The organism is Kribbella sp. NPDC051952 (assembly GCF_040680855.1).
Lineage (GTDB): Bacteria > Actinomycetota > Actinomycetes > Propionibacteriales > Kribbellaceae > Kribbella.
In genome coordinates, this window is record NZ_JBFAXQ010000035.1 from 24,862 (window position 1) to 45,021 (window position 20,160).

19 protein-coding genes are annotated in these 20,160 nt (G+C 67.7%); 13 read left to right on the forward strand and 6 right to left on the reverse strand.

Annotated features, from left to right (window positions below; all coding sequences use genetic code 11):
* The first annotated feature begins 12 nt into the window (after positions 1–12).
* Entirely contained in the window at positions 13–696 is a 684-nt protein-coding gene (locus AB0L70_RS37550) for an ANTAR domain-containing protein (RefSeq protein WP_363691629.1), read from the forward strand.
* Here the strand turns inward: AB0L70_RS37550 and AB0L70_RS37555 are convergent.
* Positions 689–1,456: a hypothetical protein gene (locus tag AB0L70_RS37555; RefSeq protein ID WP_363691630.1), complete on the reverse strand. Its 768-nt coding sequence runs from the start codon at positions 1,454–1,456 to the stop codon at positions 689–691. The two genes, AB0L70_RS37550 and AB0L70_RS37555, sit on opposite strands and share 8 nt — an antisense overlap.
* Before the next feature lie 116 nt (positions 1,457–1,572).
* Between AB0L70_RS37555 and AB0L70_RS37560 the strand changes: the two genes are divergently transcribed.
* Positions 1,573–3,024, forward strand: coding sequence for a sulfatase-like hydrolase/transferase (locus AB0L70_RS37560; RefSeq protein WP_363691631.1), 1,452 nt, complete (start codon positions 1,573–1,575; stop codon positions 3,022–3,024).
* A 6-nt stretch (positions 3,025–3,030) separates the two neighbouring features.
* On the opposite strand, the gene AB0L70_RS37565 is transcribed toward AB0L70_RS37560, so the two are convergent.
* From AB0L70_RS37565 to AB0L70_RS37575, 3 genes are all read right to left on the reverse strand, one after another.
* Positions 3,031–3,714: a VOC family protein gene (locus AB0L70_RS37565; protein ID WP_363691632.1), complete on the reverse strand. Its 684-nt coding sequence runs from the start codon at positions 3,712–3,714 to the stop codon at positions 3,031–3,033.
* Between the two features lie 113 nt (positions 3,715–3,827).
* On the reverse strand, positions 3,828–5,033 hold the full coding sequence (locus AB0L70_RS37570) for an MFS transporter (RefSeq protein ID WP_363691633.1): 1,206 nt from the start codon (positions 5,031–5,033) through the stop codon (positions 3,828–3,830).
* On the reverse strand, positions 5,033–6,643 hold the full coding sequence (locus tag AB0L70_RS37575; RefSeq protein ID WP_363691634.1) for a RecQ family ATP-dependent DNA helicase: 1,611 nt from the start codon (positions 6,641–6,643) through the stop codon (positions 5,033–5,035). The genes AB0L70_RS37570 and AB0L70_RS37575 overlap by 1 nt, the downstream gene beginning before the upstream one ends.
* Positions 6,644–6,727: 84 nt before the next feature.
* On the opposite strand from AB0L70_RS37575, the gene AB0L70_RS37580 reads away from it, so the two are divergent.
* The 3 genes from AB0L70_RS37580 to AB0L70_RS37590 all read left to right on the forward strand — a co-directional run bounded on the left by AB0L70_RS37580 (position 6,728) and on the right by AB0L70_RS37590 (position 10,219).
* Positions 6,728–9,235 carry a LuxR C-terminal-related transcriptional regulator gene (locus AB0L70_RS37580; protein WP_363691635.1) on the forward strand — a complete coding sequence of 836 codons (2,508 nt, stop codon included), beginning with the start codon at positions 6,728–6,730 and terminating at the stop codon, positions 9,233–9,235.
* A 94-nt stretch (positions 9,236–9,329) separates the two neighbouring features.
* Positions 9,330–9,998, forward strand: coding sequence for a hypothetical protein (locus tag AB0L70_RS37585; protein ID WP_363691636.1), 669 nt, complete (start codon positions 9,330–9,332; stop codon positions 9,996–9,998).
* Positions 9,995–10,219, forward strand: a complete 225-nt coding sequence (locus tag AB0L70_RS37590) for a hypothetical protein (RefSeq protein ID WP_363691637.1) — start codon at positions 9,995–9,997, stop codon at positions 10,217–10,219. The genes AB0L70_RS37585 and AB0L70_RS37590 overlap by 4 nt, the downstream gene beginning before the upstream one ends.
* Here AB0L70_RS37590 and AB0L70_RS37595 read toward each other — a convergent pair.
* Complete coding sequence (locus tag AB0L70_RS37595) at positions 10,216–11,136, reverse strand: hypothetical protein (protein WP_363691638.1); 921 nt, start codon at positions 11,134–11,136, stop codon at positions 10,216–10,218. The two genes, AB0L70_RS37590 and AB0L70_RS37595, sit on opposite strands and share 4 nt — an antisense overlap.
* Before the next feature lie 196 nt (positions 11,137–11,332).
* Here AB0L70_RS37595 and AB0L70_RS37600 point away from each other — a divergent pair, with 196 nt between their 5' ends.
* The 8 genes from AB0L70_RS37600 to AB0L70_RS37635 are packed head-to-tail and all read left to right on the forward strand — an operon-like array spanning position 11,333 to position 18,731.
* The gene (locus AB0L70_RS37600) at positions 11,333–12,433 is read left to right on the forward strand and encodes a heavy-metal-associated domain-containing protein (RefSeq protein ID WP_363691639.1); all 1,101 of its coding nucleotides are present in this window, start codon (positions 11,333–11,335) and stop codon (positions 12,431–12,433) included.
* A gap of 31 nt (positions 12,434–12,464) precedes the next feature.
* Positions 12,465–13,148 carry a helix-turn-helix domain-containing protein gene (locus tag AB0L70_RS37605; RefSeq protein WP_363691640.1) on the forward strand — a complete coding sequence of 228 codons (684 nt, stop codon included), beginning with the start codon at positions 12,465–12,467 and terminating at the stop codon, positions 13,146–13,148.
* A gap of 54 nt (positions 13,149–13,202) precedes the next feature.
* Positions 13,203–13,736 carry a dihydrofolate reductase family protein gene (locus tag AB0L70_RS37610; RefSeq protein ID WP_363691641.1) on the forward strand — a complete coding sequence of 178 codons (534 nt, stop codon included), beginning with the start codon at positions 13,203–13,205 and terminating at the stop codon, positions 13,734–13,736.
* 55 nt (positions 13,737–13,791) lie between these two features.
* Positions 13,792–14,553 (forward strand): ChbG/HpnK family deacetylase, encoded by a 762-nt coding sequence (locus AB0L70_RS37615; RefSeq protein ID WP_363691642.1) that lies wholly within the window; start codon positions 13,792–13,794, stop codon positions 14,551–14,553.
* A gap of 24 nt (positions 14,554–14,577) precedes the next feature.
* Entirely contained in the window at positions 14,578–14,973 is a 396-nt protein-coding gene (locus AB0L70_RS37620; protein WP_363691643.1) for a low affinity iron permease family protein, read from the forward strand.
* A gap of 35 nt (positions 14,974–15,008) precedes the next feature.
* Entirely contained in the window at positions 15,009–16,682 is a 1,674-nt protein-coding gene (gene sulP, locus AB0L70_RS37625; protein WP_363691644.1) for a sulfate permease, read from the forward strand.
* A gap of 16 nt (positions 16,683–16,698) precedes the next feature.
* Positions 16,699–17,013, forward strand: a complete 315-nt coding sequence (locus AB0L70_RS37630) for a hypothetical protein (RefSeq protein WP_363691645.1) — start codon at positions 16,699–16,701, stop codon at positions 17,011–17,013.
* Positions 17,014–17,066: 53 nt separating this feature from the next.
* Positions 17,067–18,731, forward strand: coding sequence for a phospholipase D-like domain-containing protein (locus tag AB0L70_RS37635; protein WP_363691646.1), 1,665 nt, complete (start codon positions 17,067–17,069; stop codon positions 18,729–18,731).
* Here the strand turns inward: AB0L70_RS37635 and AB0L70_RS37640 are convergent, their stop codons facing one another.
* Positions 18,732–20,135: an MFS transporter gene (locus AB0L70_RS37640; protein WP_363691647.1), complete on the reverse strand. Its 1,404-nt coding sequence runs from the start codon at positions 20,133–20,135 to the stop codon at positions 18,732–18,734.
* Between the last annotated feature and the right edge of the window lie 25 nt (positions 20,136–20,160).

The following is a 20,160-nucleotide window of genomic DNA, read 5'->3' on the forward strand; positions in this document are numbered from 1 at the left end:
TACTGGCGGGACGTGAATGATGACCGGCTTACAGATGTAGCGCAGCGGTTGTCGAGGAATCTGACTCCCGGTGATCTCGACCATACGCTGAGTCGTATTACGGCGGCGGCGGTTGAGGTGCTGCCGGAGGTCGATTACGCGAGCATGACGATCCTGCACGCCGGTGACCGGCTGGAGACGGTGGCGCCGACCCACGAGTTGCTGTGGGGGCTGGACGCCACCCAGTACGAGCTCCAGGAGGGACCCTGCTACCAAGCCGCCACTGACACCGTTCACATTGCCTCGCCCGATCTGGCGAACGACGATCGGTTCCGTCGCTACGCCGTGGCCGCGGTGGCGGCCGGGGTCCAGGCACAGGCCGCGATCCGGCTCTACGACGGGCCGAAGTCGCGGGGAGCACTCAACCTGTACTCCCGCGACCTCGGATCCTTCAGCGACCTCGGCGCGATCGGAGAACTCTTCCGGCACCAGGCCGCGATGGCGATCGACTACGCCCGTGAGATCCACAACCTCCGCGAGGCGGTGCGGACCCGCGGCACGATCGGTACGGCGGTCGGCATCGTGATGGAGCGCTACCACCTCACCGACGAGCGCGCCTTCGCCTTCCTCACCCGCGTCTCCCAGGACGGCAACATCAAGCTCCGGGAGGTGGCCGAGCGCCTGATCTCGACCACCTCCGAAGCCGAGCTCAAATAACCCCGAAGCGCCCGATCGCGAGATTGGCCAGGTCTTTGGGGCCAGGGACGCCGTCGACGAACTTGGGTGCGTTCCCGATCTTCTTCTGATGCACCTTGTAGGCGGCCTTGGTGAACTTCCCGGCCCGGCCGTCGATGGCCAGCTTGGACCCGACCCGGCCGTTGAGCGCAACCTGGATCGTCTTGACGTCGGCCAGTACGGCGGTGCCCCCGGCCTTGAACTGCTTCTGGACCGCGGCCAGCCGGACCACCGGCCGGCCGGGCATGACGTCGGCCACGCGCTTGGCGGACGGACCCGGCATCGTCAGCGGAAAGACCGTGACGGCCACCCGCGGACCGTCGAGCGGCCCGTGATCCTTCAGCCCGTTCTTGCCGGCCTTGTAGTCCGCGACCTGCCGGGCCGCCGACGGGTCGAGACCAGGGTCACCGATCGCGACCGCATGGATGTGGTCGGCGAAACCCTGCTTCGTCGTCCGGTGAAACGCGGCGAACGAGACCTTGCGAAGCTCCAGCAGCGTCTGGGCCTGCTGCGCGGGCGTCTGATCCTTCGTCCGGATGTCGACGACCCCGGCGCGGTCGTGTGTCGGCCCTGACCGCTCGGCGGCCTTGCCGGCCAGGAACGAGCCTTGCACGATGGTGAGCTTGCGTCCGAGCTTGCGCTCGGCGGCCGCGAGCATCGCCTGGGTTCGGCGGTTGATCACGAGTGGTCGTCCGGACGAGTCCTTCCCCAAGGAAACCTTGTCCAGGAACGGGTTTGCCATGGTCTTTCCTTCCCCCAACAGGCCAGTCTCTCCTGGCCCCCCTTAACCCTTCAGTGAACGCCCGGTCGGCGAGGTGAACAAGAGGCTGGGATTTGTCGCGCTGTAAGGTCGCGGGCATGTCGAGCCGGCCGAACATCTTGTTGCTGATGACTGACCAGCAGCGGGCCGGATTCACGGCCGGCTCGGGGTTCGGGCTGGACACGATGCCGTGTCTGGATCGGATCGCCGCCCGGGGAGCGAGCTTCGAGCGTGGGTACACGAGCTACCCGGCCTGTGTGCCCGCGCGGACCAGTCTGCTGACCGGTCGCTTCCCGACCGCGCATCGGGTCCGGCAGAACAGTACGGCGGAGCACGCGTACTACTCGGATGATCTCCTGGATGTACTGCGTGCCAGCGGCTACTCTCTGCACTTCGCCGGGAAGCCGCACATGCACCGCACGGCCGAGGACTTCGACACGTTCCACGGGCCGTTCATGCACGAGAACGGGCCGGCCGCGTCGAGCATCGAGGCCGAGTTCGACCGGTGGCTGCATGGACTCGACCACGGGGTCGCGGCCGAGCCCACGCCGTACCCGCTCGAGGCGCAACTGCCGTACCGGATCGTGTCCGGCGCACTCGACGCGCTGAGCACGGCCGGGGAAGATCCCTTCTTTCTCTGGGTTTCCTTCCCCGAACCGCACAACCCGTACCAGGTGCCGGAGCCGTACTTCAGTCTCTTCGCCGAGGCCGACGTCCCCGATCGCCTGGCCGGTCCGGAGGCGATCCCGCAGCTCGGCTGGCGCTACCGCTGGCTGCACAAGCTGATGGCCGAGAAGCGGCCCGGGTACGACGAGGCCTGGCGAAGATACCGCGCGAACTACCTGGGCATGTTGCGCCTGATCGACGATCAACTCGAACGGTTGCTGACCGGTCTGGGTGATCGACTCGACGACACGATCGTCGTGTTCGTCAGCGATCACGGCGACTACGTGGGGGAGTACGGCCTGCAACGCAAGGGCGCCGGCATGCCCGACGCCCTGATGCGAATCCCCTTTGTCATCAGCGGTCCCGGGGTCGAGGCCGGGCGGCGCCAAGAGCTCGTGTCGCTCGTCGACCTTCTCCCGACGGTGTGCGAGCTGGTCGGCGCCGACTTCCCAGCCGGCGTTCAGGGCCGGAGCCTCGCGCCACTCCTCGCAGGCGAATCCGGTCCCGCCGCGGAGTTCGGCAGCCTGTACGCCGAGCTCGGCTACGGCGGTGTCTCGTACGACGAGCAGGACCGCCCGGAACTGCACTTCCCCTACGAGGGTTCGACGTACGACGAACTGAACAGCGTCACCCAGAGCGGTGGCGAACGCATGGTGGTCAGCCGCCACCACAAGTTGATCGTGGACGACCGCGGCCAGCGAAGGCTGTTCGACCTACGTGCGGATCCGGCCGAACTGGTCGACCTGTCCGACGACCCCGCCCACCAGGACGTGCTGGACGCGCTCCAAGCCACCTTGCTGCGCTGGCTGATCCGCGTCGCCGACGACCTGCCGGTGGGGGCCTACGTGCCGAAGACGACCATGCACAACTGGCGCTGGGCCTGACCCGTCCTACTCCGGGAGTTGGGTGCCTGCTTGCTCGGCGACCATGTACTCGGCGTACCAAGCGGGCCAGTTCACGTCGAACTCGCCGCCGTTGCGCTTCTCGTGTTCACCATGGGCCGTGGCCGCACGCACCAGGGCCAGACGCAGGTCGTCCACCGACGAGAACGACGTCTCGGCGGAGTCGATCCGGCCGGGGAGCCGGCTGGTGATCTCCTGCAGCAGCCAGCCGTTCCCGTCCGGGTCGCTGAACGTCGCGAACGAGCTGTAGCTGGCGCCGTCCTCCGCCCGCCCGCCGACGCGGTCGGCGCTGCCGTCGGCCTGGAACTGGGCACCCGGTGCGGCGGGGTGGAAGACCTCGCTGACCTCGACGCCGTGGCTGAGCAGTTCGTTGCGGGCCGCCTCGATGTCGGACACGATCAGGTACAGGCCGCTGGCCGAACCCGGCTCGGCCGAGGTGATCCCGGCGCCGAACTGCACCGAGGCCGGCGAACCCGGCGGGGTGAACTGGACGACCCGGAAGCCGTTGTCGAAGGCGAAGTCGGCGTCCTCCCGCCAGCCGAGGTTCGCGTAGAACGCCTTCGCGGCGTCGACGTCGGCGACCGGGATGACGGTGGCCTCGAACTTGAACGGGACCTTCCCGGCGTCCTGGTCGGTCGCGGTCGCGTCGGTCGAGTTCTGAGTCGTGCTCATAGTTCCTCCTGTGGTGTGGCTTCCACCAACGTAATCCTCAGGACGCGGTACGTCGTCCGTTCGGGAGCGACTGCTTTTCGGGTCAAGGACGGACCGGCGGCGCAGCTCTGCCATCAGGGTCGGTGGGGTTCGGTCCGGGCTGCGAGTACGGCGAAAGCGGGAACGGCGAGCGTGGTGAGCGCGGCGGGAAGGAAGAACACGTGGGGCAGGCCGATCGCGGCCACACCGAGTCCGCCGATCGCTCCACCGATCGCGGACGCGAGAGGGATGGTGCCGAGGAAGATGCCGGACGCCGTACCGACGCCTTCGGGGTAGAGCTGCTGGGCGATCGAGACGCCGAGCGCACCGACGCAGGCCCACAGGCCGGCCGTGAGGGCCTGGCCGAGGAAGAGTCCGCTGACCGACGTGCTGGTCGCGTAGGCGAGGTTTCCGCCGAGGCCGAGGGCGGCTCCGACCGTCATGATCCGCAGCGGGCCGAAGCGGTCGGCCAGTCGGGCGACCAGGGGGAGCAGCAGGAGTTCGAGCAGCGGCTGGATTCCGATCACCGCGCCGCGCATCGCGTCGGAGGTGTGGAGTTGCTCGGCCATGTAGATCGGCAGGTAGCCGAACTTGATCGTGTCACCGGTCATCGTCAGGACGCAGACCGCGGTGAAGATCAGCAACGGCATCAGATGGTCGATCTGCCGCCGGCTCGGGGGACGTGGGGGCAGGGTCAGGTCGGCGTACCGCTCGACTCGTTGGCGGCCGAGTGGGATCAGCTGCGCGAAGACGCAAACCGCGGTCGCGACCAGCAGTGCGCGGAGCCCGAAGACGCCGCCGAACCAGCTGCCGAAGACCGGGCCGATGATCCAGCCGACGGTGAAGGCCATCCGGACCGCCGCGATGACCCGGTTCTCGACCTTCGTCGGGTGCCGGCTCAGCTCGTCGCGGCAGGCGGCGAAGAGCTGGGCCATAGCTCCGCCGGCCACGCTCAACGCCACGGTGCTGATCACGAACGGCATCCAGACCGCATGTGCCGAAGCCATCGCGAGCCAGCCGGCCGCCCCGATCAGTGTGCAGATGCGGAACCAGAGCAGCCGGTCGTGGCTTCGGTCCGACCAGCGTCCGACCACGTAGCCGGCGATCGGCGCAGCCAGATTGGTGATGTAGTAAAGGCCGGCCACGGGGAGGGGCGCTCCGAGGTCGCGGACCATGAAGAGGGTCAGCTGTGGTGTCGCGGCCGACAGACCGATACCAGAGATCAGCAGGGCAAGGAACGCCGAACGGTAGAAACGCGACCGGATGACAACGGTGAAGGCGGACTCGGAGCGGTCCAGCATCACGACTCGGGCTCGAGCAGCTGGTTGTGGACCATGAAGGCCGTCCGGAGTTCCTTGTAGCCGACCCGGTCGAAGAGGACGGTCATCGTGGTGCCGGTGTAGTGCTCGACCTGGCCGGGGCCGAAGGTCTTGTGGGTGACCCTGCTGCCCACCGGGAACGGTTCGTCGGCGGCGGCAGCCGCGGTGCGGCCCTCGAGGTCGTTGTCGCAGTTGCCGCACGGACCTTCGTACTGCTCGCCGAAGTAGCTGAGCAGCCACTCGCGGCGGCACCCGCCGTACTCCGCGTACGCCGCCATCATCTCGACCCGGGACCGGGCCACCTCGCGGCGATCGTGCTCGACCGCCGACGCCGCCGCGACGGCCTTGTCGACGTCGACCCGCGCGCGCAGCCGGAAATGGTGGCTGATGGCAACTACCCGTGCGTCGGTCAGCCGGCCGAGCGCTCGTTCGACCCGGGCCGGACCGAGGCCGCTCGCGGCGGCCAGTTCGGCGATGTTCGCCGGGTGCTCCTTGTCGATCGCGGAGGCGACGGCGAGAAGGTCCTCGTCCGGCACTCCACCCGAGGCGAAGAACCGGTTCAGGCCGAGGTTGGCGTGGCGGTAGAACAGCTCGATGTCGGCCGGTTCGCCGTCGCGGCCCGCGCGGCCGATCTCCTGGTAGTACGCGTCGATCGAGCCCGGTGCCTCGGCGTGGCTGACCCAACGGATACCGGGCTTGTCGATGCCCATCCCGAACGCGATCGTGGCGACGATGACGCGGTACCGGTCGGCGAGGAAGCCGTCCTGGACCTCGCGACGCTGCTTGGCCGAGAGGCCCGCGTGATAGGCCTGCGCGGGTACGCCGGCGACGTCGAGATCCCGGGCCAATTCATCGGCATGGCGGTGGGTGGCGACGTACACGATGCCCGGTCCGCGGGACGACCGGACGTGGCTGAGCAACCGGCGGTTCTTGGTCTCCTCGTCCGCGAAGGTGAACACGGCGAGGTTGAGGTTCGGCCGGTCGAACCCGCCGACCACGACGGCCGGGTCGCGCATCTCCAGCCGATGGACGATCTCCTTGCGCACCGGCGGTGCGGCAGTCGCGGTCAAGGCGAGGATCGGCGGTCGCCCCATCGTGTGGATGGCCGCGGCGAGCCGAAGGTAGTCCGGGCGGAAGTCCTGACCCCACTCGCTGACCAGGTGGGCCTCGTCGACCGCCACCAACCGCGGCCGCGACGCAGCCAACAGTTCGAGTACGTCGCCATGCGTGAGCTGCTCCGGCGACATCAAGACGAACCCCGGCCGGCTGTTGGCCAGCATGTCCCGGGCCACCCGGCGACCGGCGTGATCACTCGCGTTCAACTCGGCGACCTCGACGCCGGCGGGATGCGCCGACAAGGCCCGCAACTGATCCCGCTGCAGCGCCACCAACGGGCTGACCACGATCGTTACCCCGCCGAGCGCGAGCCCGGCCAGCTGGTAGATCGCCGTCTTACCGGTGCCCGTGGCGAGCACCGCGAGCGTGTCCTTACCCCCGAGTACTGCGTCGACCGCCTCGCCCTGGCCCGGCCGCAACCCGTCGAACCCCAACCGCTCGCGAGCCAGCGCGGCAACATCGGAGGACTCCAGCACCCGAACATCATCCCCCAGACGGGTAACGCGCTGCTGATCTGTCTCGCGCCGAGCGGCACGGCCCCACGGCCGTATGATCCGAGGGTGTCGACTCTTGTGGTTGCCACCAAGTTGTTTACGCCGGCTCGGCGGGTGGGGGTGGTTGCGCGGCCGCGGCTTCGGGCGCGGTTGGAGGGGACGCTGGCGCGGGGCCATCGGCTCACGCTGGTCTCGGCGCCGGCCGGGTTCGGGAAAACCACGCTGCTCAGTGACTGGGTCGCCGGGCAGGAGCTCGTGGGCTGGGTCTCGCTCGACGAGGCCGACAACGCGCTGCCACGGTTCTTCGCGCACGTCTGGGCGGCGCTCGCCGGGATCGGGCTCGAGCTGGATCCGGCCGCGCTGGACGCTGCCGCGTTGGATGCTGCCGTGCCTACCTCCGCGACGGTGACCGCGGTCGTCAACGAGATCGTGCGTGCCGGGCAGGAACGGCCGGACAGCCACTGGCTGTTGGTGCTTGATGACTATCACGTGATCGAAACGCCGGAGATCCATGAGGCGATGGCGTTTCTGCTCGACCACGCGCCGGATCAGCTGCATCTGCTGGTCACCACGCGCTCGGATCCGCCGTTCGCACTGTCCCGGTTGCGGAGTCGCGGGCAGTTGATCGAGGTGCGAGCCGCGGACCTGCGCTTCGAATCGGCGGAGGCACGGGAGTTCCTGAACGAGCTGATGGGGCTGGAGCTCACCGAGACCGACGTACAGGCGTTGGAGGAACGGACCGAGGGGTGGATCGCCGGTCTGCAGCTGGCGGCGCTGTCGCTGCGTGGGATGTCGGAACGCGGGGATGTCGTCGACTTCATCGGCGCCTTCACCGGGAGTCATCGCTTCGTCATCGATTATCTGGTCGATGAGGTCCTGGCTCGGCAGACGGCCGACGTACGGGCGTTCTTGTTGCGTACGGCGATCCTCGATCGGCTCACCGGATCCCTCTGCGACGCGGTCACCGGTGGGACGGATGGCTCACGCCAGTTGGACGAACTCGATCGCGGCAACGTCTTCGTGGTTCCGCTGGACGCCGAGCGTTCCTGGTATCGCTATCACCATCTGTTCGGGGACGTCCTCCGCGCCCGGTTGACAGCTGAGCAACCCGAGCAGGTCCCGGCCCTGCATCGAGCCGCCACTGCTTGGTACGCCGAACATGAGCTCATGGGGGACGCCGTACGACATGCACTGGCCGCGGGCGATCACGATCGTGCCGCCTATCTGATCGAGGCGGCTCTACCCGCCCAACGCCGGGCCCGGCAGGACAACGTGTTGCTCGGCTGGATCCGACCACTGCCGGACTCGGTGGTGAAGCGGAGCCCGGTGCTGAGCATCCTGGCCGGATGGTCGCTGATGATGGCCGGCGACCTCGACGGAATGGAACGTCGCCTCGACGATGCCGACGCGGCCCTGGCTGCCGGTGCTCGCGATCCCGTACTCGCGGCAACCTGGGCTGACACCGAGGATCTGCGGACCGCCCCGGCGGCCGTGTGGGTCTACCGGGCCGCGCTCGCGCAAGCTCGTGGCGACGTACCGGCGACTGTGCTGCATGCTCGGCGGGCGTGGGATCTGGCGGAGACCGAGGACCACTTCGTGCGTGGGGCGGCGGGCGGGTACCTTGGGTTGGCGGCTTGGGCGGCTGGTGATGTCGAGCAGGCGTTGTCGACGTTCGGGGCGGCGGTTCGCAGCCTGCACGCGGCGGGGAACCTGACCGACGAGCTGGACTGCACGGTGGTGCTCGGCGACATGTGGCGGACCGCGGGCCGGCCGGATCGAGCGCGCCGGCTGTATGAACAAGCGCTGGCCGGAGTGTCCGAGCCCTACCCGCGGGCCACCGCCGATCTGCATGTGGGCCTGGCCGAGTTGGACCTCGAGCTCGGTGATCTGGTCAGTGCCGAAGCACATCTCGAGACGGCGAAGGTGCTCGCTGAGCGCGGGTCGATCACCGAGAACCGGCATCGCTGGTACGTCGTGATGGCCCAGGTCCGCGTTCTGGCTGAAGATTATCCGAGCGCTCGGCAGTTGCTCGATCGGGCGGAGGAGTTGTATCGGCCGGGCTTCTATCTCGATCTGCGTCCACTCGCGGCCATCCGGGCCCGGGTGGAGCTCGCGGCCGGAGACCTCGCCGCGGTCGAGGAGTGGGCGCGCGATCACAACCTCAGCACGGACGACGAGGTGTCGTTCCTGCACGAGTACGAACACCTCACGCTGGTGCGGCTCCTGCTTGCCACCCGGACGTCACTGGTCGATGCGCTGGCCCTGCTGGACCGGCTCCACGTCGACGCCGAGGGGACACGCGCCGGCAGCCTGGCGGAGATCGACCTGCTGCGTGAGCAGACGCGCCAACTGCTCGGGCAGCCGGACCGGAGTGCACTGCCTGACCCACTGAGTGAACGGGAACTAGAAGTCCTGCGGCTCCTCGGCAGTGAGCTCACCGGTCCGGAGATCGCCCGTCATCTCTTCGTGTCGCTGAACACCCTGCGCACCCACACCAAACGCATCTTCACCAAGCTCGACGTCAACAACCGCGCCGCCGCCACCCGCCGCGGCCGTGAACTCGGCCTGCTCTAGTCACATCGTCAGTCACCAGATGTGGTGACGCCTGCTCACCAGCTCCGGTCCTACGTTCCGGGTATCGACAAACCCATGGAACAAGGAGCCTGACATGACCATCACACCCACCACCCTCACCCGGGTCGCCGGGATCGCCGCGATCGCTGCCGGGCTGCTGTTCGTCGGCGTGCAGATCAAGCACCCGCACCTGGACGCGACCTCGATCGGCTCGACCGAGGTCGTCGTACGGAACGTTCTGAAGATCTTCATGGCGCTGTTCGCGCTGGTCGGGATCACCGGCATGTATCTCAGTCAGGTCCGCCGGAACGGCCTCACCGGCCTGATCGGATACGTCGTGCTCGGCGCCGGGTATCTGCTCATCCTGAGCAATGAGGTCGTGGCCGCGTTCGTGATGCCGACTGTCGCCAAAACCAGCCCCGCTTACGTGAACGATGTCATCGCAGCCATCCTGAGCCACCCGCTCACTGGTGACATCGGACTGTTGCGCACCGTGCTGCACATCCAAGACTTCGCCTTCCTGGCCGGCGGACTCGTGTTCGGCATCGCGCTCTACCGCGCCCGCGTTCTGGCTCGCTGGGCGGCCGTGCTGCTCGCCGTCGGGGGAGTCGTCACCATCGTGCTCTCGCTGATGCCGGACGCGTTCTACCGTTTGCTCGCCTTCCCGAACGGCATCGCGATGATCGGCCTCGGCTACTCGCTGTGGCGCGTGACCCGGACGACGCAGTCGAGCGTCGCCCGCGTACCCGCCGGTGTGGAATGACCGAAGAAATGAACCGGTACGAACTCCGCGTCGAGGGACACCTCGATCAGCACTGGTCCACCTGGTTCGGCCTCACCCTTACCCACGAGCCTGACGGCACCACCACCCTCCGCGGCCCGATCGCGGATCAAGCCGACCTGCACGGCCTACTCGGCAAGATCCGCGACCTCGGCGCCACCCTCATCTCCATCAATCCAGTAGGTGAGGGCTCAGCGGACTAACCGCCGTTGAGCGTGTCGTACTTGGGAGCCCAGCGGAAGTACTGGGGGTCTGAGAAGGTCATGGGGACCTTGCCCAGGCTCTTGATGACGGTGTTGCGGCCGGCCGCGTGACCAACGGCGTACAGGTAGCCGGACTGGGTGTCGCGGTCGATGCCGAGCAGGAGTGTTCCGTTCGCGCCGCAGCTTGTGGCGATCAGCTGCTCGAACGTCTGCCAGGTCTTGTCGCGGACCACGGTGGAGGTCGGGCCGCTCAGGTACTTGCTGGGCCACTGGAGCGTGATCAGCTTGCCGTCGCGGGTGTTGGTGATGAAGGTGTCGTTGGTGTAGGTGCGGCCGATCAGCGCGAGCGACTTGATCGTGCTGAGGCCACCGACCCCGGCCGTCACCCGCCAACCGGTTCCTTCGGCGATCCAGCGAGTGGTGGTCCCGTTGGTCTCCTGGGCGTACAGCGTGGTCCGGCTCGGCTTGCCGGCGTCCGAGGGCCGGTGGATGGACTGCTCGATCCAGCGGAAGTTCGACCAGCCGCCGCCGATGCGGAGGTTGTTGTGCGGGTACTTCGGGTCGATCTGGCTCTGGCCGTCGACGACGTACGTGCTCGAGTACAGCGCGCCGCCCATAACCGTCAGGCCGGCGCGGGACTCCTCGCCCAGCAACGGCGTACCGACGAAGGTGCTGGTGTGCTGGACCGCGTTCGGCCCGAAGACACCGGCCGTGCCGCGGACCCCGCCGACGGTGATCGGCGCGGTCGCGTTGAGCGTGCGGCTGGTGTGCGCCCCGGTCGCGGTCACCGAGCCGAGCCGGAGCGAACAGGCCGCCGCCGTGGCCGACGTACCGGCCTGTGCGGGTGCGCCGGCCGCCACGCCGAGTGTCAGTGCGAGTGCCCCAGCCGAAGCCAGACTTACGGTCTTGCGAAGCATCTGGATCGTCCTCCCCTCATCGAAGGTCACAGTGACCTCCGGCACCTCTAGGACAACGGCCAGGTCCGAAAAGTTGGATTGTTGAAGCTAGGTTGAATGGTCGCCATGACACGCGGTGACACGCGGTGACCGAGCGAACCGAGAGTGGTTTTTCTAGACTCGTAACCAGGGGACAGCCGCTGGGAGGTTCGCAGGGATGCTTGCCGGGTCCGGTGGTTATGACCGTGCGGCCGCGGCGCGCGTGCTGGCGGGCGTGGCCGGTGCGTTCAGTACGGCGGTTTCCCTCGGCGCGTCTCGTCGAATCGAGGTTGAACTGACGCCGCTCGCCGGCGATCCGCTGACCGCGCTGCAGCTGGAGTACCTGACTACCCGGATGGTGCCGTGCCGCCCCGAGCAGGTCACGAGTGCCGAGTACGCCGTGAGCTGGCGGGACAGCACCGGGGTCACGAACGTGGGTCACTGTGGTCCGCTCGGGGCTGTGGTCCCGGTGGTGGCACGGGAGGCGACGCTCGCGCTGTGGCAGGCGATTGCGGCTGACTCGGACGTCGTACGGGCTGCGGGGGAGTTGTCGGACCAGGAGCGGTCCGTGATGGCGGCGACCACGACGGACAAGGATCCGGTGGAGATTCTGCGGGTGGGTGTGGACACCACGGCTCGGGCGTTGGTTCAGCACGCCTACCTTGCGGATCAGACGCCGTACCGGAGTGCCGGTGAGTTCGCTCGTGGGTTGCGGGACTCGGGGATCTTCGCGGTCGTGGCGAACACGTGGTTCTGGGGCTTGCAGTCGTCGACGTACCGGCGCGGGATGATCCCGGCGCGGCTGGTCCCGCAGGAGGACGGCACAGTCCGGTACGCCGCCGAGACGGTGGCGATCCTGCGGTCGATGAAGGAACAGGCGATCGCGGACGCCCACGAGCAGCAGTACGCGCTCTTGCCGGCGGGCGAACAGCCGCGCTGCCTGGCGAACATGGCCGTGGACGGCGTCAGGCTGTTGCCCGGCTTGGTCGACGTGTTCGTCGAGACGTTCGTGGGTTTGCTCGACCTGGTGCGGATCGGATCGGAGGCTGCCGAGATGGAGGCTGACATGGACGAGGTGTTCGAGGTCCCGGACATGACGTGTTCCCACTGCACGAACACGATCACCGGCGTACTGGAGTCGTTGGGTGTGCGGGTGACCTCGATCGACCTGGACACGAAACAGGTCGCCGCAACGTTCCCCACGGAGGACCTCCGGGCTCAGTCCTTCGAGGCGATCCGCGGCCGCGGGTACACCGTCGTACCCCTGAAAGCAGTTTGAAACCGGCTTGTCGTTCACTGCTTGGGTGGGGATGACGAGTCGGTTTGTGAGTGGGCCGGACGGCGTTCTGACCGGGGTGTGGACCGCGGAGTGTGACAGTCCGACCGGCTTCAGCTCGCTGGCCACGAGCCACCCTGGGATCGGGTTCGCCCGGATCGGTGGCAAGTGGGCGGTGCATCTGCGCGGTCCGGCGACAAAGGCGTCACCGATGACGTGTCCGGCCGACGCGGAGTTCTTCGGGTCCGACTTCCGGCTCGGGGCGTACCTGCCGATGTTCCCACCGGCGCGGCTCAGCAACCTGCGGGACGCGATCCTGCCGACACTGTCCGACGGACGGATCCTGCTGGACGGTCGGGCCTGGGAGATGCCGACGCCGGACAATCTGGACGTGTTCTTCACGCGCCTCGAGCGGGCTGGATTGCTGGCGTTCGATCCGGTGGTCGAGGAGTTGCGGCACGGCGTCGCCGTACGCAGGCTGCCGGAGCGGACCGCGCAGAGCCGCTTCGTCCGGGCCGTCGGGTTGTCCCGGCGCAAGCTGCAGTTGATCGAGCGGGCGCGGCACGCGGTGCACCTGCTGCACGGAGGAGTGGCGATCGCGGAGGTCGTCACGACCGCCGGCTTCTACGACCAGCCGCAGCTGACCCGGTCGTTGCGACAGTTGATCGGTCACACTCCGGCCGAGGTGGCACGCGGTACGGCGGTCCTGGGCCTGTGAGATTGCGTTTCGGTACAAGACAGCCGACGACCGCGATCGATAGTTTTCGGCCGCATGAAGCTGATCGAATCGACGTACATCTCGCTGGACGGCATGGTCTCCGGCGATGATTTCTGGGCCGGGCAGATGCAGTTCCAGGGCGACCAGCATGTCGGCGAGGCGGCGAAGTTGCTCGAGGCCGCGGACGCGCTGGTGCTGGGCCGCGAGACGTACGAGGTCTTCGCGGACTCCTGGCCGGAGCGCGAGGACCATCTGGCCAACCTGATCAACCCGCTGCCTAAGTACGTCGCCTCCCGCACCCTTACCGACGCCAAGTGGAACGCCGAGATCCTGGCCGGGGACGCGGTCGAGGCGGTCCGCAAGTTGAAGGACTCTCAGGAAGGTGTCCTGCTGAAGTACGGCACGGGCTCGTTCAGCAAGGCTCTGATCGAGGCCGGGCTGCTCGACGAACTGCACCTGTGGCTCTTCCCGTTCGTCGCCGGCTCGGGCAACAGCCTCCTCCCGGGGCTGGCCCGGACCCACTTCGACCTGGCCGAGGTCAGCGAGATCGGGAACGGAGCCGTCGTACTGACGTACACCGCGAAGTGATCATCGTCCTGAGGTACGGTCGACGTCGGTTCGTCCGCCGATCTCAGGAGTGCCCGTGGCTGGTGAAATCCGTCTGATCGTTCAAGGTGACGACTTCGGCATGTGTCACGCCGTCAACGTCGGCACCCTGCAGGCCTTCGAGGACGGGATCCTGACGCAGGCGTCGACGATGGCCGCGTGCCCGTGGTTCACCGAGGCCGCGACGCTCGCGCGTGAGTCCGGGATCCCGCTCGGCGTCCATCAGACGCTGACGTGTGAGTGGGACTACCTGCGCTGGCGGCCGCTGACCGACGGGCCGTCGCTGGTGGGCGAGGACGGAACGTTCCGCCGCACGGTCGAGGAGGTGCGGGCGTCGATCGCGCACGATGACGCCGTACGCGAGTTGTCCGCGCAGGTGGCGAAGTTCGCCGCCGAGGGCCTGACGATCGACTATCTGGACGTCCACATGGGCGACAGCGTGCCGGACGCGTACGCCGAGGTGTCCAGCGCGGCCGGGAAGCCGTACATCTACGGGCCGGTGGAGTCGCAGAAGTTTGCCTCGATCGAGACGCTGAGCGACCGGGACGCGGCCGACAAGAAGCCCTGGTTGCTCGACCATCTTGCCGGCCTCACGCCCGGCGTACACCTCCTGGTCACGCACTGCGCGGCTGCCCACCCGGAGCTCGCCGCACTGACCGCACCGGGCACGTACACCTACCGCTGGGCCGAGGAGTACCGCCTCACGGACCAGGAGCTCGTGCTCGACCCGGAGATCCGTCAGACGATCGAGGCCCACGGCATCGAACTGGTCTCGATGCGCAACGCCTTCACCGACTGACAGACCGGGGGCTAGGCTCCGGGGATGGATCGGACCGAGGCAGCGAAATCGCGGCGGGAAGGGGATCGTCGCGGGTCGTTCGACCGGTTCGTCGAGATGGCGTACCTGCGGGTGAGCCAGGCGCCGTTCTTCTTCATCTGCACCGGGATCGTCGTCGTCTGGTTGATCAGCCTGCCGTTCTGGGTGGATCTGAAGTCGTGGCAGGTCGCGATCCACACGGTCGCGAGCGTGGTCACCTTGCTACTGCTGGTGCTGCTCGAGAACGCGTCCCGCCGGTCCGAGGAGGCGGCGCAGGAGAAGCTGAACGTGATCGCCGAGGCGCTGGCCGAGTTGATGACGTCCCAGGGCCGCACGGATCCGGCCCTGCAGGACGCGACCCAGAAGCTTCGCGACGCGATCGGCCTCGAAGAGCGTCACTGACCTCATCGACGTCCCGCTCGGGGGACACTGCTGCGATGGGTCGATGGTCGTTGTCGTCTCCCGGAGTTGCCACGCTCCGGCAGTACCGCCTGGGCTGGTTCCGGGCGGATGCGATCGCGGGTGTGACGGTGGCGGCGTACTTCGTGCCGCAGGTGATGGCCTACGCGCAGCTCGCCGGGCTGCCGGCGGTCACCGGGTTGTGGGTCGCGATCGGCCCGCTGCTGATCTACTTCCTGCTCGGCTCGTCACGGTTGATGTCGCTGGGACCTGAATCGACCACGGCCCTGTTGACGGCGACCGCGCTCGGTCCGTTGGCTGCTGGTGATCCGGCTCGCTATGCGGCGCTGGCCGCCGTACTGGCTCTGCTGGTCGGGGTCATCTGCGTGGTCGGCTGGCTGGCTCGGTTGGGGTTCCTCGCGGACCTGCTGTCGAAGCCGGTGCTGATCGGCTATCTCGCCGGGATCGCGGTGATCATGATGACCGGGCAGCTCGGGCGGTTGACCGGAGCGCCGGTAGAGGGCGATACGCCGCCCGCCGAGGTGCTGTCTGCGCTTCGGCTGATCGGTCAGTGGCGGTTGGCGCCGATAGCAGTGTCGGTGGTCGCGCTGGTGTCGTTGCTGGCGCTGGCTCGGTGGACGCCGCGCCTGCCCGGGCCGTTGATCGTGGTGGCGTTGGCTGCGCTGGTGACGTGGGCGGCCGGGTTGGCCGACAGGGGAGTAGCGCTCGTCGGCGAGGTGCCGAGCGGGTTGCCGGTTCCGCGGCTGCCTTCGCTCGAGGTCGGCGACCTTGGGCTGCTGGCGGTCGCTGCGCTGGGGGTCGCGTTGGTCGGGTACACCGACACGGTGCTGACGGGACGGGCGTTCGCGGCGCGGGGTGATGAACGGGTTGATCCGGATCGCGAACTGCTCGTGCTCGGGTTGGCCAATGTGTCCGCGGCGTTGGTCCGCGGATTCCCGATCAGCAGCTCCGGAAGTCGTACGGCGCTGGCCGCGGCATCGGGCGCGAAGAGCCAGGTGTACTCGCTGGTCGCCGCGGTGGTGATCATCGCGACCCTGTTGTTCGCCGGGCCGCTGCTGTCGACGTTCCCGATCCCGGCGCTCGGCGCGCTCGTGGTCTACGCCGCCATCCGGCTGATCGAGGTCGGCGAGTTCCGCCGGGTGGCCGGCTTCCGGCGCAGCGAACTGTTGTTGGCCTTGGCAACGACCGTCGGAGTCGTCGCGCTCGACGTCCTGTACGGCGTACTCGTGGCGGTCGGATTGTCGGTGCTCGACGTACTGCGCCGGGTCGCGCGACCGCACGACGGCATCCTCGGGTACGTGCCCGGGATCGCGGGCATGCACGACATCGACGACTACCCGAACGCCGAGCCCGTCCCCGGCCTGGTCGTCTACCGCTACGACTCGCCGCTGTTCTTCGCCAACGCCGAGAACTTCCGGCGCCGCGCGCTGGCCGCGGTCGACGCTGCGGAAACTCCCGTCCGCTGGCTGCTGCTCAACACCGAGGCGAACATCGAGATCGACATCACCGCCATCGACGCCCTCGAGTCGCTCCGCGAGGAACTCGACGACCGCGGCATCGTCCTGGCCCTGGCCCGGGTCAAACAGGAACTCCGTGACGACCTCCAGGCCGCCGGCTTCCTCGACCGCCTCGGCCCGAACCGGGTCTTCTACACCCTCCCGACCGCAGTAGAAGCGTTCCGGTCCTCCTGAGTCGTACGGTGGGCAGATGATCGCGCGAATGTGGCGGGGATGGGTCCGGACCGAGAAGGCCGCCGAGTACGTCGACATCGTCGAGCGGACCGGGATGTCCGGGTATCGCCGTACGCCTGGGAATCAAGGGGCTCAGCTGCTCACCCGTGACCTCGGCGACGGTCGGACCGAGATCATCACGTTGAGCTGGTGGACCGATCTCGATCACATCCGTGCCTTCGCCGGGGACGACATCGAGCATGCCAAGTACTACCCCGAGGACGACGAGTACCTGCTAGACCGGGAGACCACGGTCGCGCACTTCGAGGTGGCGGATCCACCGGCGCTCTGAGGGCTTGGCAATGTCTCGTGGGGGCGGGATAGTGCGGTTGAGGGGGGAGCCTTATGAAGGTTCGGGTTCATCACAATGGTGATGATGTTTTCGTCGCGTGGAAGCCGGATGGGTTCATCGACGGCTGCCGCGGGTTCGCGTTGCTGCGGCGCCGCAACGGGGTGGAGGAGGTCGTCAGCACGTGGGTCGGTTTCGAGACCGACAAGTGGGTCGACGGTGAACGTCGGGCCTCCACGAACTGGCCGATCCAGAAGTACCAGTGGACCGACTACATGGCCAACCCGGGCGATGTACTCGCGTATCGAGTCGTGGCGATGGTCGGTCCGGACAAGAAGAACCTGACGGCCGACCCGGCGGCGACGAGTGAGTGGACGCCGGAGGTGACGCTCAACCACACCATGAGCGCCGGCATCGAGGTCGTCTTCAACCGCGGCATCGTCGCGTCGCAATGGGTGTCGCGGCGGCTCGGCGTGACCGAGCACGACCTGCAGAACGCCGCACTGGAGAAGATCATCGCCACTCCGGGCGATCCTCTTCGCACCTACCTGGCCGGCCCGCTCGGCGAGCGCCTGTTCGCGTTGCTGGCCACTGCCGCAAAGCAGAAGCTGCACGTGTACGCCGTACTTTATGAACTCGATGATCAGCAGCTGATCGATGCGCTGCTGAAACTCGGTCAGCGCGCGCACGTCGTCCTGGCCAACGGGAGCGTGAAGAAGAAGGGCGAGGACCAGAACGCCGCCGCCCGCGCGCAACTCGAGGGCAAGGTCGAGTTGCACCACCGGATGATTTCGCCGCGAGCCTTGGGGCACAACAAGTTCCTGGTCGTCTGTGCCAAGAACCAATCGCCGCGGTGGGTGTGGACCGGCAGCCAGAACTGGACTGAGACCGGACTCTGTACGCAAGCGAACAACTCGGTGTTGCTCGACAATCCGGCGTTGGCGGGGGAGTACCGCAGCCAGTGGGACATCCTGCGCGACGCGGGCGACACCACACCGCAGACGCTGCGCGACAGCAACAGTCAGCCTCGCGATCATGCGATCAAGAAGGCGCACACGCGGCTGTGGTTCACGCCGACGACGGGTCATGTCGACCTGGTCGACGCGCGCGAGATCATCAATGCGGCCGAGCGCGCCGTACTGTTCCTGATGTTCAACCCCGGCCCGCGCGAAACGTTGCTCAACACAATCATCGAGCTGGCCCGCTCCGATCAGGCCGGCACCCGGCTCTACATCCGTGGCGTGGTCAACCAGGATCCGAGTACGACGAAGACGCCGGTGGAACTGTTCGATCAGCGCAACCGGGAGAAGACCGACTACGGCGTCGTACTGCCGGCCGCCATCGACGCGCCGACCAAGTTCTTCCGGCGCGAACTGAAGAAGCTGGATCGCGCGTTCGCGATGGTGCACAGCAAGGTGATCATCGTCGACCCGATCGGCCCGAACCCGGTGGTCCTGACCGGATCGCACAATCTCGGCCCGAAGGCGAGCGGGACGAACGACGAGAACCTGCTGATGATCCGCGACGCCCCGGCCCTGGCCGGCGCCTACGCCACGAACATCATGTCCGTCTACAACCAGTACCGCTGGCGGTTCCGCCGAAGGTTCGAGGATCCCGCCCGCCGCTGGAAGGGGCTCGTCGACACCGACACCTGGCAGAACGGGTACCTGAAGCCGAACACGCCGTCCCAGCGAGAGATCAACTTCTGGGTCGGCGACTGATCACCAATGCCCGCGGTGATCCGGCACCAGGAAGGCGATCGGAATCATCACGAGCAGGAGGGCGGCGAAGACCACGAAGGTGTAGGCCTGCGTCAGCCCGCTGTGCGCCGAGTGGGTGAGGATCGCGGTGGTGATGGAGACCGCCACGATCCCGCCCGACTGCCGGAACATCCCGCGCAGGCCGGCGATCGCGGAGATCTGGTCCGGCGCCAACTGCAGGCTGGCGTTGTTGGACGCGGGAATCGACAACCCCATGCCGATGCCGGTGATCCCGGCCGCCATCGCCAGCCACGCGTACGGCGTGAGTCCGTGCGGAGCCAGCGACATCACCGTCATGCCGGCGGCGACGAGCACGAAGCCGCCCACCATCGGAGCCCGATACCCGGTACGCCGGAGCGCGAACACGGCCAGGCCCGCGACGCAGATCATCCCGACGGCCCGTGCGGTCAGCAGGGTGCCGGCCTGGAGTGGCTGGATGCCGTACCGGGATTCGGCGTACAGGGGGACGAGGGCACCGAAGCCCAGCATGGCCGCGCCGAAGAGGAAGTTGATCAGGTTCATCGCCCCGAAGCCGCGGCCGCGCAGCAGGCTGATCGGGATGAACGGCGCCGCGTGCCGGTTGGCGTGCCGGACGAACAGCACGCCGAGCACCACCGCGAGCGCCATCGGCGCGATGAACAGTACGTCGGTCGGTTCCGCGCCGCTGCCGCCGAGCGAACTGATCCCGAACATGCCGAAGAGCAGTGTCAACGCCAGCAGCGCGGCCCCGGTTCCGTCGACTCGGGCGGCGACCTTCGGTGGACTGTTCGGGATGAAGCGCAGGCCGAGCGCGATCAGCAGGATCCCGATCGGGATGTTCACCACGAAGATCTCGCGCCAGGACCAGTACGTGACGATGACGCCGCCGATGATCGGGCCGATGATGCCGCCGATCGGGAAGATCGAGGTGAACATCCCGATCGCCCGGTCCCGGTCACGGCCGAACTGCTCGGACACGATGCCGGTGGCGGTCGGCATGAACGCGCCGCCGCCGATCGCCTGCAGGGCGCGGAACACCACCAGCAGGTAGATGTTGTCGGCCAGGCTGCAGCACAGCGAGGCGATCGTGAACAGCGCCGCGGCGCCGAGGAAGACCTTCTTGCGCCCGAACTGGTCGCCGAGCCGGCCGGCCAGCGGCATCACGATGATCTGGCCGAGCGCGTAGACGGTGATCGTCCAGCCGCTCCAGGTCAGCTCCGCGTGGAGGTCGCCGCGGATGGCGTTGAGCGCGGTCGCCACTATGGTCTGATCGATCGATGCCATCAGCAGGGCGATCGCGACGATGCCGAAGACGAGCCGCCGGTGCGCCAGTGGTTCGTCCGGGGCCGGCTCGGTGATGACTGAGGGTGAACTCGACGGTTCCATCGATGAATACACTACATTGCTTGCT

Bases quoted from the DNA above. Each gene is read 5' to 3' on its own strand.
- AB0L70_RS37555 (WP_363691630.1), bottom strand. From the start codon at position 1,456: ATGGCAAACCCGTTCCTGGACAAGGTTTCCTTGGGGAAGGACTCGTCC.
- AB0L70_RS37560 (WP_363691631.1), top strand. From the start codon at position 1,573: ATGTCGAGCCGGCCGAACATCTTGTTGCTGATGACTGACCAGCAGCGG.
- AB0L70_RS37565 (WP_363691632.1), bottom strand. From the start codon at position 3,714: ATGAGCACGACTCAGAACTCGACCGACGCGACCGCGACCGACCAGGAC.
- AB0L70_RS37570 (WP_363691633.1), bottom strand. From the start codon at position 5,033: ATGCTGGACCGCTCCGAGTCCGCCTTCACCGTTGTCATCCGGTCGCGT.
- AB0L70_RS37585 (WP_363691636.1), top strand. From the start codon at position 9,330: ATGACCATCACACCCACCACCCTCACCCGGGTCGCCGGGATCGCCGCG.
- AB0L70_RS37590 (WP_363691637.1), top strand. From the start codon at position 9,995: ATGACCGAAGAAATGAACCGGTACGAACTCCGCGTCGAGGGACACCTC.
- AB0L70_RS37595 (WP_363691638.1), bottom strand. From the start codon at position 11,136: ATGCTTCGCAAGACCGTAAGTCTGGCTTCGGCTGGGGCACTCGCACTG.
- AB0L70_RS37600 (WP_363691639.1), top strand. From the start codon at position 11,333: ATGCTTGCCGGGTCCGGTGGTTATGACCGTGCGGCCGCGGCGCGCGTG.
- AB0L70_RS37605 (WP_363691640.1), top strand. From the start codon at position 12,465: ATGACGAGTCGGTTTGTGAGTGGGCCGGACGGCGTTCTGACCGGGGTG.
- AB0L70_RS37610 (WP_363691641.1), top strand. From the start codon at position 13,203: ATGAAGCTGATCGAATCGACGTACATCTCGCTGGACGGCATGGTCTCC.
- AB0L70_RS37620 (WP_363691643.1), top strand. From the start codon at position 14,578: ATGGATCGGACCGAGGCAGCGAAATCGCGGCGGGAAGGGGATCGTCGC.
- sulP (WP_363691644.1), top strand. From the start codon at position 15,009: ATGGGTCGATGGTCGTTGTCGTCTCCCGGAGTTGCCACGCTCCGGCAG.
- AB0L70_RS37630 (WP_363691645.1), top strand. From the start codon at position 16,699: ATGATCGCGCGAATGTGGCGGGGATGGGTCCGGACCGAGAAGGCCGCC.
- AB0L70_RS37635 (WP_363691646.1), top strand. From the start codon at position 17,067: ATGAAGGTTCGGGTTCATCACAATGGTGATGATGTTTTCGTCGCGTGG.
- AB0L70_RS37640 (WP_363691647.1), bottom strand. From the start codon at position 20,135: ATGGAACCGTCGAGTTCACCCTCAGTCATCACCGAGCCGGCCCCGGAC.